Genomic DNA, 14943 nt, shown 5'->3' with positions numbered 1-14943 from the left:
CTCCCGGCCACCAGGGTGGTTGCAGGCGGCTGATCGTTTGCTGGCCTCCAAGTGTGCTGTGGCGGCGTTCAGTGTTGAAGTAATCGAGCCGCGGTGCGAGAGCCTGTGCTCGTTGGGCGTTGCTGTCGAAGGCTCAGTTGCCCGACGACGAGGATGGAACAGGAAACTAGGTAACGCGTCAGCGTCGCGCCAAAGCCAGCGGTACCGACCTCGGTGGGACACGCCCCTCGGGTCGGCGAGCGACGCGGCGAAGAACGGTTCGACAGCCAGGGCGCGCAAGTCCTCGAGGAGGGGATTGCCGGCCGAATCGGTGAGGCCGAGGCGGCCCACGTAAACCGGCGCGGACTCGCGTGTTTCGAAGAAGGAGTAGGGACCGGTCCCGGTGTGTTCCCAGATGCACACGTCCACCCCGAACCGGTGCCGCGCGGCGAGTTCGGCGACGAGGCGGCGGATATCGGTGCCGCGTTCGATGGGTATGCGCCCGGCGTCGAGGCAGCTGGCTCGGTCTGTAGCGCCGCGCATCTACTCATCTGTCGATTTGGACCTTTGGATGGTCGCACGTACTGTCGGTGAGGCAATCGACGCGGGGTGGAGCAGCTCGGTAGCTCGCTGGGCTCATAACCCAGAGGTCGCAGGTTCAAATCCTGTCCCCGCTACAAACGCACTCAAGCTCGGTTCCCTCTTGGGGAGCCGAGCTTGAGTGTTTTCCGCCTTGGCGCCCGATCGACCAACGGCCGAAGTCCGTCAGGGCGGTGGCAATCCAAATCGAGTCCGGCACGCGCGCTCGTGCGGGAGATCGAAGACGGCCTGTGACCTGGGGTGCCCTGCACGGGGCGTTTAGGGCACCCCTGGTCAGAGGCCTGGCGCTACGCCGCGAAGAGAAACCACACCCAGAGCCCGGCGGCGGCGACCGCAGCGAAGGACACTATCGCGGCTAGTGCACTGGAGAGCGTCGCCTGTCCCCGCCGCTTGCCGCGGATTCTCATCACCACGACGCCGACGAGAGCCCCGAGTGCCATCGCCGGGAAAACCGGGGCGCTGACGTTCTCGGCCCCGTGAGTAGCGATCTGCCACGCCGTCCATGCGGTCGTGAGGAGAAAGAGGATCCCGTAGGTGCCCGCGAGCGCCGCGAACGTCTTCTTTCTCAACGCTGTGCCTCCTCCGGTCTGTCCCAGGCCTGAGTGACGCTAACAGTGCCGGGTCGGTGCCTTACGGCAATGCGGACGAATCGTGAGTCCGCCCACGGGTCTGTTTAAACTGCTTGCCGCTGTGTCTGCCGACTGATGGCCTCTTCTGTTCTTGGGGCCGTCGGCTCGCTCAGGCGCCTCTATAGTGCGGCAATGGGGCCCGACGAATCTTCTGAGAAGTCACTCGATGCCGGACGCATGGGCAAAGCCGCGGAGCTGCTCGTCGCTGCCACCTGCATCCTGCAGTCCCGCGCGAAGCTCAACGTGTCGACGTCGATCATCGACGACGAGGGCGTCGACCTGGTCTTCCACCTGCGCGAACATACCGCCACTCTGGCCGTCCAAGTCAAGGCGCGAATGTCGGATGGCGCAGTAGTCAAACGGGGTCGTTTCCAAGCCCACGTCCGCGATTCGTCCTTCTACCCTCGCAGCGACCTGGACATGCTGTTCGTCTACGTGAACGTGACGCGAGGCTCGATCGAGCAGTCATGGATGGTGCCGAGCCCCGTCTTCGAGACGAACACCACTGTGAACGCACGGGGTCGGCGCGTCTTCTCGACGTCGATGTCCGCCGAGAGTGGCGACAAGTGGTCGAAGTACAGGCTCTCGAAAGGCGAGTTGGCTCCCCGGGTGGTGCAGCGTCTGGAGTCAAGCGACCTGTGATTACCCAGGGGCGATACCGGCGACGGCGGCAAGGGCGGTAGACAGCACGGGCGCCTTTCGTTCGGGCGTTCAGCCGTCAACTTGAGGCCATGGCGAGCACCGCCCGACTCCCGAATCGCCCGCGACGCCGCGAACGGCGGAAAAATCTACGAGCTGAGAACGACCAACTGTCGCGTTGCCCGTGTCATTGCGACGTAGCTGTCGACGGCACCGGTGCCGCCCGAGCCGAAGGTATCTGGGTCAACAAGGACCACCAGGTCGAACTCGAGGCCCTTGGCCTGCGCGGGGGTCAGCGAGCGGACGCGGTCCGAACCGCTGGAGTCTAGAACAGTCGAGCCGGGCGCGCAGATGACACAGACCGTGCCCTCGGAGTGGGTGGCGAGCCAACCGTCGATCACGTGCTGGAGATCCTCGACGTGGCCGTACTCGACGGGGAGCCCGCTGCGGCGCACCGACTCGGGCACGTTGGCGTCGGGGCGGACGGACCGGATCACTGGGGCAGCGGCCTCCATGACCTCGGCGGGCGTGCGGTAGTTGATGCTCAGATGGACCGCGGTGATCCGGCCGGGTTCCAGGCCGATCCGAGCCAGCCGTTCGCGCCAGGACTCGTCAAAGTCGCGGCGGGACTGAGCGCGATCGCCGACGATCGTGAGGCTGCCCGACGGGCAGCGGCGCAAGATCATTCGCCACTCGGCGTCGGTGAGCTCCTGCGCCTCGTCCACGATGATGTGACCGAACTGGCCCGCCAGGCGAGCGTCGCCGATGGCTGGGTCTTCTTCGGCCAACGTATCGAGCAGGGCCTCCTGCAGGTCGGCGTGACGGAGCATGGGGGAGACGCCTTCGGGGTCGTCGTCGGCGGCAATGAGGTCGTCGATCACCCGCTGGCGCCTCGCGAGTTCCGCGGATCGCTCGGCCCGGCGGCGCTGAGCCCTCCGCGCCCGGTCGGCGTCGCCCAGCCGGTGGTGGGCCGCGTCCAGGAGCGGCAGATCAGCGACGGCCCATCCATGGGGTTCAGACCGCTGGAGCAGCCGGACCTGGTCGGTGGTGAGCCACGGTGCACACAGGCGCAGGTACGCGGGGACGGTCCACAGGTCCCCGACGAGGTCGGTGGCGCTGATCATCGGCCATGCCCGGTACAGGGCGCGGTGCAGGTCCGGGTGGGCCGAGAGCTCCGCGCGGAGGGCCTCCGCCGGCACGCCGCCGCCGGCACTCTCGTGGAGAGCCCGATCGACGAGGATCTCGGCGATGGTGTCGCGAATCTGCGGGTGGGCCTCGTTGTGCGGCGTCCCGGCCTCGACCGAGCCGAACGCCTCGGCCCAGTCCGCCGGCGTCAGGTGCAGGTCCACCCACTCGGTCTGCACCAGCATCGACTGCTCGGGCGGCTGCTCGTAGAAGCGCACCGCGGCCTCGACCGCCTCGACCATGCGCAGGTCTGACTTCAGTCGGGCGGCCTCGGGATCGGGATCGTCGGGCAGACCGTCGGTCGATGACGCGATCACCCCGCCGAGGGCGGCCAGCCCGAGGTCGGCCACGGTCGCCGTCTGCACACCGTGCTCACCGAGTGAGGGGAGCACATCGGCGACGTAGTCCAGGTACGGCCGGTGCGGGCCGACGAGGAGCAGGTTGCCGCGCCGCAGGCCGGCCCGCGACTGCTCGTGGAGGAGGAAGGCCGCACGGTGCAGGGCCACCACCGTCTTGCCGGTGCCCGGTCCGCCGTCCACGATGAGGGCTCCCCGGGAGTCCGCGCGGATGATGGCGTCCTGATCGGCCTGGATCGTGGTGAGCACATCCCGCATTCGGCCGGTCCGCGCCTCGGACAAGCTCGAGACGAACGCCGAGAGGTCGTCGGGGCTGACGTGAGCGAAGACCTCGTCGTCGTCGCCAAAGACCTCATCCCAATAATCCACGATGCGCCCGCCCGACCACCGGTACCGCCGGCGATACGTCACGCCCCTCGGATCGGCGAGCGTCGCGGCGAAGAACGGCTCGGCGGCCGGGGTGCGCCAATCCACGAGGAGGGGAGTGCCGGCCGCATCGGTGAGGCCGATACGTCCCACGTACACCGGCGCCGCCTCGGGTGCTGTGGGGCTCGGGTCGGCGGAGTCTGAAATAGCCATGGCGTAGTGGCCGATGCACACGTCCAGCCCGAAGCGGCGCAGCGTGGCGAGCTCGGCGACGAGGCGGCGGATGTCGGCGTCGCGCTCGATGGTCTGCGCGCCGCGGCCTGCGGGGTCGCGGCGGCGGGCGTCCAGACGGGCGGACAGGGAGGCGACCTTCTGGTCGAGGGCGTGGGAGATGGCGGCGAGGTGGCGTTCGTCGGCGGCGATGTGCGCCGGGTCAGCCTTGTGGGCGAGGTGATCGGGGAGGGCGAAGATGCCGGGTGCCTCGGGGGACATGGCGACAGTGTGCGCCCCCACCGGGGTCTTGCCGCAAGGCCCCCTACCAGCTATAACTTGAGAAGGGGAGGGGTTTCCGGCAGGAGTTTGGTTGTCTGAAGGCTGCCAGATCGTCGCTGCGTCTCGAAGTGGCTCGCCCTCACGCTTGGCGTCAATCACGCTCTCGAGATCGACCGGCCGGATGGTCACGGTCTCAGGGTGGTCGCTGGGTCTATACTCGTATAGCGGCGGAAGGGGTGTCATGACGGCCAAACAGCTGAACACCAAGTTGGACGACGAGACCATCGCCCGTCTGGACCATCTGGCTCGAGTCACCGGCAGGTCCAAGTCGTTCTACGCGAGCGAGTTCATCCGCAGCGGACTCGACGAGATGGAGGACTGGTACTTGGCCCGGCACCGTCTGGAGGAATTCAGGCAGTCAGACGATTCCGCGATCCCGTTGGACCAGGTGGACTGGTCCTGAGGTGGCGTATCTGGTCGAGGTCACGCCGCACGTCCAGAAGGTCATCACCAAACTCGGTCGACAGGATAGGACTGCGCAGCAGAGAATCCGGGCATTCCTCGAGGAGCGAATACACGGGTGCGAAAACCCCAGGTATCTCGGGAAGGCACTTCGCGGCGACCAGCACCTCTGGCGGTACCGCGTGGGCGACTACCGGATCATCTGCTCGATCGAGGATCAACGGGTGACCGTCCTCGTTGTCGATATTGCCCATCGGCGCGAGGTCTATCGATAGCGGCCCTTGGTGCTTCTGCCCTGTCACACCCCGGGCGCGCGGGCCTCGACGACCCAGGTTCCGGCACCCAGACGGACCTCGCCGTCGGTGACATGCTCACCCAGCGCGGCCATGGCCGCGGCGACGGCGGAGTCGCGGGCGTCGGGGTTGGCGGCCATCGCCATCATGGCCTGGGGGTTCTGTTCCAGCGCCTGCCGGGCGAGTTGTTCGAGGCGGTCGGCGGGGCCGAGGGTGACCTCGTCGGGGCCGGGGTTCACCTTGACGGACTGGAAGCCGGCGGTCTCCAACACGCTGCGCACGCGGTCCGGGTCAGCGAACGAGAACGGTCCCGGCGCGCCCGGCGGAGGCACAGGGGCACCACCGAGCCGGGCCAACGCGGCGCCGGTGGGGACCGTGATAAACGGGTTCGCGGCGGGCGCGGCAAAGCAGACGAACGCGAGCTGGCCGCCCGGTCGGAGGGCCGCCCGGACGGCGGAGAACGCCACCTCGGGTCGGTCGAAGAACATCACGCCCATCCGCGAGAACGCGGCGTCGAACAGGCCGGGCAACGGCTCGCTCTCCACGTCGAGGGTGAGAAACTCGACGTTCTCCGCATCGGCCTCGTCCACCAGGCGAGCCTGCGCGCACTCGACCATCGGTCGGGACACGTCCACGCCGACCGCCGACCCGTCCGGGCGCACCCGACGTCCGATCTCCAACGTCGTGGTCCCGGTCCCGCACCCGATGTCCAGCACCCGCTGCGGCGGGCCGAGGTCCAGGCGGTCAAGCGCCGCGCGACCGAGCGGCTCGAGAATCGTGTCGTACGCGAGCGCATTGCGCACCCACGACTGCCCGACGGGACCACTCCAGAGGTCGGCCTGCGATGCACTCATGATGAGCTCCAATGCCTCGACTCCCATCGTAGAACCGGGGAGAGGCGACCGGAACCCTCACGGCAGCGGCACCACACTCACAGGGCACGCGACTCTCCACAGGCTGCGGTGCCGGGGACCGTGACGCGGGCGAGGACGCCGCCGAGGGGTGTGACGCTGTCGGCCATGCACATCGCCACCCCACTGACCGACACCCGCTACGACACGGTGCTCCGCCAGGCTCTGGCCCACGTTCGCGCCGGGGACTACCGCGCTCGCCGCGTCACCTTGCGAGGGGCGCCGGGCGTGTTTGCAGACAGGACCGCGATCATCACCCCCCATCGCGACAGCTCCGGCGCGTTCGATGCCGATGACCTGGCGGCCCAGCTCTACGCGCTTGCCCACGGCATCCCCTCCGACACGGCCACCTACACCGATGGCTACTTCGTCAGCGGGGGTCGGATGTACTCGGCCCGGGCCGAGGCGTATGAGATCGACTGGCCGTGACCGTTCGACCGCGGAGCTGAGACACTGGGTGCGGCCCGGTTCACGGGCAACCTGCTCTTGCGCGTCATTCCTCCCCACGGTCGAGGGCGCGCCCGTTCGAAGGACTCCCGTGTCTTCTCCTGCCGCCCCCGGGTCGCCTGTGACCACTGTCAGCTGGCGAGAGAAGGGCGAGGACCGCACTGCCGGGTGGCACTCCGAGAACGGCGCGCCGCCGCCGCGGGACATCGTGGTGATCCACGACGACATCGCCGCGGACAAGGCGCTTCGGATGATCCGGCGGGGCACCGGTCTGTTGTGGCGAGGCGACTTCCACAACGCCCGCCAGCTCATGCGCGCCCTCGACCGGCGTCTGCAGAAGCGGGCGTCCCGGGCTCCGCAGAGCTCCGACCCCGGCGAGGTCTTCCTCGCCAACCGGAAGGCACGCGCGCAGCGGGCGGAGACGCTGGGAAGGATCCTCATCCCACTCGAGCAGGACTACACGGTTCGGCTGCGCCGAGCGCCTGACGTGCGCGACGCCTGCGTCCATGCCTACGGGCCGCCGACCCACAACGGCAACGACTCGACCGGTCGGGAGACGCTGGTCTCGCTGCCCGAGCTCCTCGGCGTCATCAGTGCCTACGAGTGGCACCTGGGCGGCATCGAGGTGGCCGCGTTGGGGGCTCGGATCCAACCCGCCTACGGCGTGTTCGCGCCGACCCGTGACGAGTACATCGACCTGGTCGCCGACGCCCCCTGGCCGCAGGGTGTCGAGAATCCGATCGTGTGGGACATCGGCACCGGAACCGGCGTGCTCGCGGCCGTCCTGGCCCGGCGCGGGGCCCGGCAGGTCGTGGCGTCCGACATCAACCCGCGCGCTGTGCAGTGCGCGCGCGACAACGTGGGTCGGCTGGGGTGGGCCGACCGGGTGGACGTGGTGGAGGCCGATCTGTGGCCTTATGGGGACGACGACGAGGTGGGCGACTCCGGGCGAGCCGATGTGGTCGTGTGTAACCCACCGTGGATCCCCGGGCGCCCGACGTCAGCACTTGAGCAGGGGATCTATGACCCGGAATCTGACGTCCTCCACCGCTTCCTCGGCGGGCTCGCCGATCACCTGACACCGCAGGGCGAAGGGTGGCTGATCCTGTCCGACCTCGCCGAGCAACTCGGCCTACGCACTCGCGACGAGCTGCTGACCCGCATCGCCGACGCCGGGCTGACGGTGATCGGCACCCGCGAGACGACGCCTCGCCACCCGCGCGCGGCCGACGGTGCCGATCCGCTCCACGCTGCTCGGTCGCGCGAGCGGACCATCCTGTGGCGACTGGCCGCGCGGGCCTCGTGAGGATTGCGGTACACGGCCGCTGAGGGCGCCCGCCTGTCCCGCCAGTCGCGACTGGCCGACCAGACCGGTTTCCAGAGCAGACCAGCTACCGGGGCAGCCTGACATCACCGGCGGAGCGGCGTCATCTCCCACCACGTCGCACAGCGCCACAGCCACTCGGCGAGACCGAAGCGGAACCGGGCCAGCCACACGCGGCTCGCCACGATCTCAGCCACGATGATCCCGACCACCAGCGCGACGATGGCAGGCCAGTCGTCCAGCCCGTCGATCGCCAGAATCGGGGAGAGCACGAGGATGAACGCCGTCGCCAGCAGGTAGTTGGTCAGCGCCATCCGGCCCATCGGGGCCAACGCCCATCGGAGCACGCCGCCCGCCGGTGTCCGCAAGGCGAGCACCACCAGACAGACGTAGAACAGGCCGGTCACCACCCCCGCGAGCTGGGACAGCAGGGACGTCGCTCCGAAGGACAACCGCGGGAGGTGGATTCCGACGGCAACCGAGGCCCAGTACGCGATCGTCACCGCGCCGAGCATCGCGGCGGCGAGCACCCATCGGCGAGTCTGGCGGCCGAGCGCGTCGGCGACCCCGAGACCTGCGAGCGCATAACCCACCACGAGCAGCCCGGGCATCACTCCGTATCCGGCGACCGTCTGCGCTCCGAGCAGCAACAGGGCCAGACCCACGGCGAGCGCCCACCGCGGCCGGAGGAACGAGGCGGGCAGGAGGATGACAAGCCCGAAGACGGCGTACGGCAGCAACGCCTCGCCGGGGTGGGCCACCTGGTGGAGGACGCCGAACCCCGCCAGGACGGCCAGGCGGCGGGCGAGGACGACTCGAGGGCGATCGGCACGACTTCCGGCGGAGGCCAGGAAGATCGCGAACCCCACGCCGAACAGCAGCGTGAAAATCGGTAGGAAGCGTTCGTAGAAGCCGTATCGGACGATCGCCGGCATCACGGTCACCCCGAGGCCGGGCTGGTCGCCGAACAGCTCGGAGAACACGACCTGCTGGTAGACGTTGACCACGTGGATGCCGCAGAGCGCGAACCCGCGGATGACGTCCAGTTCCTCGATCCGCCGACGCCCTGTCGTCGTGGTGTCGAAGGTCAGCCTTTCGTCTGTGTCGCCTGCCACGAGGCGGACCGTAACACCGACGGCTGACCGGGAGAAGGGATGGAAACCGCCCGCCGGTTCTCCGGTCGGCCGCAGCGTCGTGACCTACCGTGGCGCCATGGACATCGCCGAATTGCTAGAGCTTGAGCATCGAGGCTGGTTATCGCTGTGCGACGGCACAGGGGCGGACTTCTACGGACGTCGCATGACCGCAGACGCCGTGATGGTTCTCGCCCACGGTCTGGCCCTGGACCGCGAGGCGGTGATCGCCTCCCTCAACGAGGCACCGCCGTGGCAGTCCTACGACATCAGCGACGAACGCCTCATCGAGGTCGACGAGAACACCGCTGCGCTGGTGTACACCGGGCGAGCCTCGCGCGGCGACGAGGACCACTTCCATGCACTGATGTCGACCGTCTACACGTGCCGCGAGGGACAGTGGCGGATCGCCCTCTACCAGCAGACGCCCGTCCCGCCGGCCGTGCAGTAGCGCTGGGACACGGAGAGGGTGCTGGTCAGACGAGGTTGTCGGATTCAGGTGGGTCGGACATGTGGTCCGGTGCGGGGTCCTGGCCGGATGGCCCGCGGATGGCCCGGATGAGGAAATCGGCCGCCAGCATCGGCGCGATGACGACCAGCGCGCCCCACCCGGTGGCCGCGACCGGCACCCAGTTGTCCCACCACAAGCTCGCGTCACCGAGGTAGTTCCGGCGCCGAGGGGAGTGCGAAGCCGTGTGCATGTCCGGGATTCGGCGCCACTTGCGCATCGGATGGGGCGGTCGGTTGATGCCGGTTCGGCCGAGCGGGCAGGCGCGGGCCCCGACCTGGAGGCGACTTCCCTCGTCGTCGTCGCCCCTCGATCCGCGCGGTGGCCCTAGTCGGACGGCCCTGACGACGCGGCGGCGTCCCGGGGCGCGGCCTCCGGGGCCCTCGACTTCTGCCACGGCCACCGGCCCGAGATCTCCAGCTCCAACGACCAGCTGAGGAAGGTCCTGATCACGACGATCGCCGCCAACACCGCCACGCTCTCCAGCGTCGGGGTCACCGCGACCGTCTTGATGATGTCCGCCGCCACCAGGATCTCCAGCCCCAACAGGATCGACCGACCGAGGAACCGGCGGAAGTGCCGATAGGTGTCCGGCTGCCGGCTGAGCAGGCGCCACCCCGCGATGACCGTGGCCGCCACGATGCCGATGACGATCGCTGCTACACCGAGCGCGTCGATCACCTCGCCGACCGCCTCGATGTACTCCTTGGAAGGCACCCTGGACTCCTCTCACCCGGATCCGCACCGGGGCGACCCGGACGGCGTTGTCCGACGAGCCTAGGGGGCCTCCCGCCGCGCGCCCGGGCGTTCGCCGATCCCGTAACCAGTTGCACTGAGACGGGTCTTGGGTACGTTTGTGGCCCACCGCCCTGGATTGATCGGCCCACGCAGATCGAACCCGCGCCAACTCGAGGAGGCACCGCACTTGCAGACGCCTACCGCAGAATCGACCACCGGAGCCACGGACCTTCGTCCGAACCCGACCCACGACCCCAACGAGCACCTGCGCGATCCCGACAAGGGATACGTCGCACTGCTGGGCTGGGTACCCAACGCCATCGACGCGCTCGACAAGTTCGACCGCCGCTACGTCGTGGTGGCACCGCCCTGGGCCGAGGAATACTGCAGTCAGCACCAGATCCCGTACGTCCCGTGGGACTTCGAGCGGCTCAACGACCGGTCCATGGAGATCGCCGAGACGCTGCGGGACATGGGCGTCGACGTGGCGATCCCGCTGTTCGAGGAGACCGTCGAGTGGGCGGGCGCCATCAACTCGATGCTGCTCGACAACCCCACCCTGTACGGGCAGTCGCTGCTGCTGCGGGACAAGGCGCTGATGAAGCGGCGCGCCCAGCTCGGCGGGATCCGCGTGGGCATCTTCGAGGAGGCGCACGAGCGGGACGACGTCATCCGGTTCCTCAAGCGCGTCAACCAGACCCTGCTCAAGCTCGACGGCGACCCCAACGACCCGATCCACCTCAAGGCGTTCGACAAGGCCGGGTGCCTCGGCCACCGCGTCATCCGCACGCCCGACGAGGTCGACACGATCCCCGAGGAGGAGTTCCCCGTCCTCATGGAATCCCACCTCGACGGCTGGGAGTTCGCCGTGGAGGCCTGGGTCCACAACGGGAAGATCGTCTTCCTCAACATCTCCGAGTACGTCACGCTCGGCTACTCGGTGTTCGTGCCGGCCTCGCCAGAGCTGGAGAAGTACCGCCCGGAGATCACCCGGCAGATCGAGAAGCTCATCAAGACCTTCGACATCAAGTTCGGGTTCGTCCACCCCGAGTACTTCGTCACCAGCGACGGCGAGATGTACTTCGGCGAGGTGGCCTACCGGCCGCCGGGCTTCAAGGTCTTCGAACTGCTCGAGCGCACCTACGGGTTCAACGCCTACCAGGGCCTCGTTCTGGCGTTCGACCCCAAGACCACCGAGGACGAGATCGCGGCGTTCTTCCCGCGCGAGGTGGTCGACGCGAAGGGTCACGCCGGGTGCTTCGGCGTCTACCCGCGGCGCCGTGTCGTGTCCACGCTCGAGATCCCGGAGGCGACCGAGGACCACGAGTACTTCGAATCCCACGAGCTCACCGCCCCGCTCGAGGAGACGGTCACCAAGCGCACCGCCTTCGGCACCCACTGGGGCCTGGTCTACTTCTTCGGCGACGACGCCTACGAGATGCGATCGGTCCTGCGCAACCAGGAGGACCTCGACTTCTACGTGTGACGCCTCGGCCGGTACCGGCCCGCGGGTACGGTACCGGCGGGCGGACGTGGAACGACGTGGGATGACCAGGCACGGCCTGGGACGGCCCGGGGCGACCTGGCACGACGCGGCACGACTCAGCGGCGAGAGACGGAGAGTGGATCGAAGTGGGAAACGACGAGCCCGGCGCGACGCGGGTGCTGGACAAACGGGTCGCCTCCCTGGCCGACGCGATCAGGGGGCTCGCCGAAGCCGGTGACGTGACCAAGTCGTCGCGTCTGCGGCGCGTCCTGGACGGGGCGCGGCTGGTGCTCCTCCAGGACGGGGGCGCCGGGGCCGTGCAGTCGATGACCCCGGAACTCGAGGCCGCCGGGTTCTTCGAGGGCACCGACTGGGACTCGCCGGCGGCACTGATCCCGGCCCTGAGCGTCGGCACGCTCCGCAGCTCCGACTCCGACAAGGTCGTCACCGAGATCGTCAGCGACCTGCGGCTGACGGCCGTGGCGCAGGGTCAGTACGAGCACCCCGAGGTCACGGCAGAGCAGGCGCGTCAGCACCTCGCCGAGGTGCTCGCCAACAATGCCTCACTGCTGTTCACCGTGGCCACCGAGGCTGAGCGCACACAGCAGGGCCGGATGGCGACCGTCACCCGTGCGGCGTTGGCGCACATCGCCTCGGAGATCGGCCTCGACGGCGTGCTCGACCAGCTGGTCGAGGAGATCTGGCGCATCCTGCGCCAACGCCCCATCCAGGTGGACCAGATCAAGCAGACCATCACCCAGATCTCGATCGCCCGCCAGGACCCGCAGATGGGCACCAGCGGCGGCGGCGTGGGCATCGACCGGCTCATCAGCAGCATCTACGGCACCACAGAGGCCAGCCGCGAGGACCCCGGCGTGGACGTCTACCTCTCCCGACTGGAGTCCATGGACGAGGGGACCCTGCAGTACGAGGCGGCCGGGTTCGCGCGGTCAATGCACGACACCGGCCTGGTGTCGCCGTACCACCCGGTGCTCGTGCGGTTCCTGCGGGAGAAGGGCAGCTTCCTGCTGAGCGAGGCGCTCGGGCTGTCCAGCACGGGCCGGGAGAGCCTGCTGTGCTTCCACGGTCTGGTCGACGCCCTGATCGACGCGGCCGTGCACCCCGAGACCGCGCAGTCCGTCTACGGGCTGGCGCTGCTGCTCGAGCGGGGGATCCTCTTCCAACCGCCCGCCGCCCCCGCGCTGTGGCGGCTGCTGGCACTGCCGCTGTCCGGCTACGCGGCCGAGCGGCTCGCCCTCTCGTGCGGCCCCGCCCACGAGGGGCGCGTCTGGCTTCTCGCCGGGACGCTGTCGATGCTCGGTCAGCCGCTGGGCGTGGGGCAGGGCGACAACCCCACCTGTCAGTCCGCCCGGGCGCTGTCGATGTGGGCCTACAACGACCCCGACTACCTGCTGCAGATCATCGCGTGGGCGGCCCGCGACAACGAGGTGGTCATGCACTTCGAGGGCCGGCCGATCTCCTCCCGAGAACTCGACGCGGGCCTGGCCACCACCCTGCCCGTGGATCTCGACCCCGTGTCGCTGCTCGTGGTGCCGCACCTGGACCGGATCTACGCCGAGATGGGCCGCCTGTGCTCGGACCGCCCGGGCGACCCCCACCGGTGGGTCAACCCCGAGTTCCACGGCTGGTGGTCGGCCCGCGGCTTCAGCATCAACGTGGACGTCGAGTCCGGCAGGCTGACCGGGCTCGAGGACTTCCTGCGGCACTTCTACGGCAGCTACCACCCGTTCCACAACGGCAACCAGCCGCTCATCCACCCGCAGCCCGCCGGCGTCGCCGTCACCGATTCCTCCGCGCGGTTCGTCGGGTGGCACGCCATCACGATCCTGCGGGTCGCGCTGGACCCGGACGAGACCATGCGCGTCTACTTCTTCAACCCCAACAACGACAGCGGGCAGGACTGGGGCAACGGCGTGGTGGTGAGCACCGCCGGCAACGGCGAGCGTTTCGGTGAGTCGTCGCTGCCGTTCGAGGAGTTCGCCTCGCGGCTGTACATCTTCCACTTCGACGCCCTCGAGCCCGGCGAGACCGAGACCGTCTCCGCGGAGGAGATCGCCCGGGTGACCGGGCTGATCCACGGCAGTTGGGGCGCCGACCGGCTACCGGAGCTCTGAGGACTGCGGCGACGCCCGGCCCGGCTCGGCTCGGCTGATCCGACTTACGCGCCGAGAGCGGCGTAAGGCGTCCCGACGCCGGGGTGCCGAGTGGATGCGCTGCGGGAATGGTCCAATCCGCGCGCACAACTGCCGACAAGGTGTGCAAAGAGGACGCACAAGCCTGAGAGGGATGGGCGTGAGGAGGAGCATGCGCGCGAGCGTGGAGTGGATGGAGCGGCACCAGGTGTCGCTCTACCTGGCGGGCCTCCTCGTGGGCGGGGTCGTCGGGGTGCTCGCGCCCGCGGTGGCCCGCCCGGCGGGGCTCGCGATCCAGCCCGTGCTCGCGCTGCTGTTGTACGCGACGTTCCTCGGCATCCCGTTCGCACGCATCGGCGGGGCGTTCCGTGACTGGCGTTTCCTCGGCACGATCCTCGCGGTCAACTTTCTGCTGGTGCCGCCGATCGTCTGGCTGCTGACGCGGATCGTCGACCACGACCGGGTGCTCCTGGTGGGCGTGTTGTTCGTCCTGCTGACCCCGTGTATCGACTACGTCCTCGTGTTTGCCGGCCTCGCCGGAGCCGACGTACACCGGCTCCTGGCCGCGACCCCGCTGCTCATGCTCGCCCAGATGGCGCTACTGCCGCTGTACCTGTGGATGTTCGTCGGATCCGAATTGGTTGCGGCGGTGGAGCTTGAGCCATTCGTCGAGGCGTTCGTGCTGCTCATCGCGCTGCCTCTCGCGGCTGCGGCGCTGACGCAGTTCGTCGCCGACCACGGTGAGCCCGACCGGGCTGCCCGGGCCGGCCGCGTCAGCCGAGTCGGTCAGGCGGTGGTGCAGGGCGCGGCCGCGGCGATGGTCCCGCTCATGGTCGCCACGCTCGCGCTCGTGGTCGCCTCCCAGATCAGCGCGGTCAGCGAGCGGCTCGGCGGACTGGTGCAGGTGGTCCCGGTGTACGTGGCGTTCGTCGTGGTCATGGTGCCGGTGGGCATGGCGGCCGGGCGGCTGGCGGGCCTCGATGTGCCGGGCAGGCGGGCGATCGCGTTCAGTGGCGCGACCCGAAATTCCCTGGTCGTCCTCCCGCTGGTCCTGGCACTGCCCGCGGCGTTCGATCTGGCGGCCCTCGTCGTCGTCACCCAGACCCTCGTCGAGCTCGTCGCCATGGTCGCCCTCGTCCGGCTCGTCCCGCGACTCATCCCCGAGGTAACGCCGGTCACTTGACGGGCGTCGGGCGCGTGGTTCCGGTAGCTTCAGAGGGTTCCCGTGCGCGGCCCCGCCGG

At 69.0% G+C, this 14943-nt stretch carries 15 protein-coding genes, 1 tRNA gene and 1 pseudogene; 10 read left to right on the top strand and 7 right to left on the bottom strand.

The genetic code is table 11. From position 1 onward, the window contains the following. Positions 1–10: 10 nt before the first annotated feature. Positions 11–130 (bottom strand): annotated as a pseudogene (locus tag AB5G72_RS11110) (IS481 family transposase); the annotation flags it as partial. Positions 131–582: 452 nt separating this feature from the next. Between AB5G72_RS11110 and AB5G72_RS11105 the strand changes: the two are divergent. Beyond that, positions 583–656 (top strand) — tRNA-Met (locus AB5G72_RS11105). Positions 657–866: 210 nt separating this feature from the next. Here the strand turns inward: AB5G72_RS11105 and AB5G72_RS11100 are convergent. Continuing rightward, the gene (locus AB5G72_RS11100) at positions 867–1148 is read right to left on the bottom strand and encodes a hypothetical protein (protein WP_069390076.1); all 282 of its coding nucleotides are present in this window, start codon (positions 1146–1148) and stop codon (positions 867–869) included. Between the two features lie 192 nt (positions 1149–1340). On the opposite strand from AB5G72_RS11100, the gene AB5G72_RS11095 reads away from it, so the two are divergent. Further along, the gene (locus tag AB5G72_RS11095) at positions 1341–1850 is read left to right on the top strand and encodes a hypothetical protein (protein ID WP_271798848.1); all 510 of its coding nucleotides are present in this window, start codon (positions 1341–1343) and stop codon (positions 1848–1850) included. 146 nt (positions 1851–1996) lie between these two features. Here the strand turns inward: AB5G72_RS11095 and helR are convergent, their stop codons facing one another. Continuing rightward, positions 1997–4246 (bottom strand): RNA polymerase recycling motor ATPase HelR, encoded by a 2250-nt coding sequence (gene helR / locus AB5G72_RS11090; RefSeq protein ID WP_440219889.1) that lies wholly within the window; start codon positions 4244–4246, stop codon positions 1997–1999. 241 nt (positions 4247–4487) lie between these two features. Between helR and relB the strand changes: the two genes are divergently transcribed. Together relB and AB5G72_RS11080 are read left to right on the top strand one after the other, a co-directional pair. Beyond that, the gene (gene relB / locus AB5G72_RS11085; protein ID WP_407334667.1) at positions 4488–4709 is read left to right on the top strand and encodes a type II toxin-antitoxin system RelB family antitoxin; all 222 of its coding nucleotides are present in this window, start codon (positions 4488–4490) and stop codon (positions 4707–4709) included. 1 nt (position 4710) lies between these two features. Continuing rightward, positions 4711–4983 carry a type II toxin-antitoxin system RelE family toxin gene (locus AB5G72_RS11080; RefSeq protein ID WP_440219888.1) on the top strand — a complete coding sequence of 91 codons (273 nt, stop codon included), beginning with the start codon at positions 4711–4713 and terminating at the stop codon, positions 4981–4983. A gap of 23 nt (positions 4984–5006) precedes the next feature. Here the strand turns inward: AB5G72_RS11080 and AB5G72_RS11075 are convergent, their stop codons facing one another. Beyond that, complete coding sequence (locus AB5G72_RS11075; protein ID WP_440219887.1) at positions 5007–5855, bottom strand: class I SAM-dependent methyltransferase; 849 nt, start codon at positions 5853–5855, stop codon at positions 5007–5009. A gap of 165 nt (positions 5856–6020) precedes the next feature. Here AB5G72_RS11075 and AB5G72_RS11070 point away from each other — a divergent pair, with 165 nt between their 5' ends. Continuing rightward, entirely contained in the window at positions 6021–6341 is a 321-nt protein-coding gene (locus AB5G72_RS11070) for a hypothetical protein (RefSeq protein WP_440219886.1), read from the top strand. 139 nt (positions 6342–6480) lie between these two features. Continuing rightward, positions 6481–7665 carry a methyltransferase gene (locus AB5G72_RS11065; RefSeq protein WP_440219885.1) on the top strand — a complete coding sequence of 395 codons (1185 nt, stop codon included), beginning with the start codon at positions 6481–6483 and terminating at the stop codon, positions 7663–7665. Positions 7666–7769: 104 nt separating this feature from the next. Here the strand turns inward: AB5G72_RS11065 and AB5G72_RS11060 are convergent, their stop codons facing one another. Continuing rightward, positions 7770–8798 (bottom strand): DUF418 domain-containing protein, encoded by a 1029-nt coding sequence (locus AB5G72_RS11060; RefSeq protein ID WP_440219884.1) that lies wholly within the window; start codon positions 8796–8798, stop codon positions 7770–7772. On the opposite strand from AB5G72_RS11060, the gene AB5G72_RS11055 reads away from it, so the two are divergent. After that, the gene (locus AB5G72_RS11055) at positions 8695–9267 is read left to right on the top strand and encodes a nuclear transport factor 2 family protein (protein WP_440219883.1); all 573 of its coding nucleotides are present in this window, start codon (positions 8695–8697) and stop codon (positions 9265–9267) included. The genes AB5G72_RS11060 and AB5G72_RS11055 overlap by 104 nt on opposite strands. Before the next feature lie 25 nt (positions 9268–9292). Here AB5G72_RS11055 and AB5G72_RS11050 read toward each other — a convergent pair whose 3' ends face one another. Both AB5G72_RS11050 and AB5G72_RS11045 read right to left on the bottom strand, forming a co-directional pair. Beyond that, positions 9293–9517: a hypothetical protein gene (locus tag AB5G72_RS11050; RefSeq protein WP_440219882.1), complete on the bottom strand. Its 225-nt coding sequence runs from the start codon at positions 9515–9517 to the stop codon at positions 9293–9295. A 134-nt stretch (positions 9518–9651) separates the two neighbouring features. Then, the gene (locus AB5G72_RS11045) at positions 9652–10041 is read right to left on the bottom strand and encodes a DUF1622 domain-containing protein (protein ID WP_440219881.1); all 390 of its coding nucleotides are present in this window, start codon (positions 10039–10041) and stop codon (positions 9652–9654) included. A gap of 208 nt (positions 10042–10249) precedes the next feature. On the opposite strand from AB5G72_RS11045, the gene AB5G72_RS11040 reads away from it, so the two are divergent. The 3 genes from AB5G72_RS11040 (at position 10250) to AB5G72_RS11030 (ending at position 14884) form a co-directional block, all read left to right on the top strand. Continuing rightward, positions 10250–11548 (top strand): ATP-grasp domain-containing protein, encoded by a 1299-nt coding sequence (locus tag AB5G72_RS11040; protein WP_440219880.1) that lies wholly within the window; start codon positions 10250–10252, stop codon positions 11546–11548. A gap of 146 nt (positions 11549–11694) precedes the next feature. Beyond that, positions 11695–13683, top strand: coding sequence for a hypothetical protein (locus tag AB5G72_RS11035; RefSeq protein WP_440219879.1), 1989 nt, complete (start codon positions 11695–11697; stop codon positions 13681–13683). Between the two features lie 190 nt (positions 13684–13873). Further along, the gene (locus AB5G72_RS11030; RefSeq protein ID WP_440219878.1) at positions 13874–14884 is read left to right on the top strand and encodes an arsenic resistance protein; all 1011 of its coding nucleotides are present in this window, start codon (positions 13874–13876) and stop codon (positions 14882–14884) included. Positions 14885–14943 lie beyond the last annotated feature (59 nt).

The sequence above is a fragment of the Dietzia sp. MNB45 genome, from assembly GCF_051994785.1.
In the GTDB taxonomy this organism is placed as follows: domain Bacteria; phylum Actinomycetota; class Actinomycetes; order Mycobacteriales; family Mycobacteriaceae; genus Dietzia; species Dietzia kunjamensis.
The sequence above is the reverse complement of the archived record's forward strand: the minus strand, read 5'-3'. Positions and strand labels throughout refer to the sequence as shown.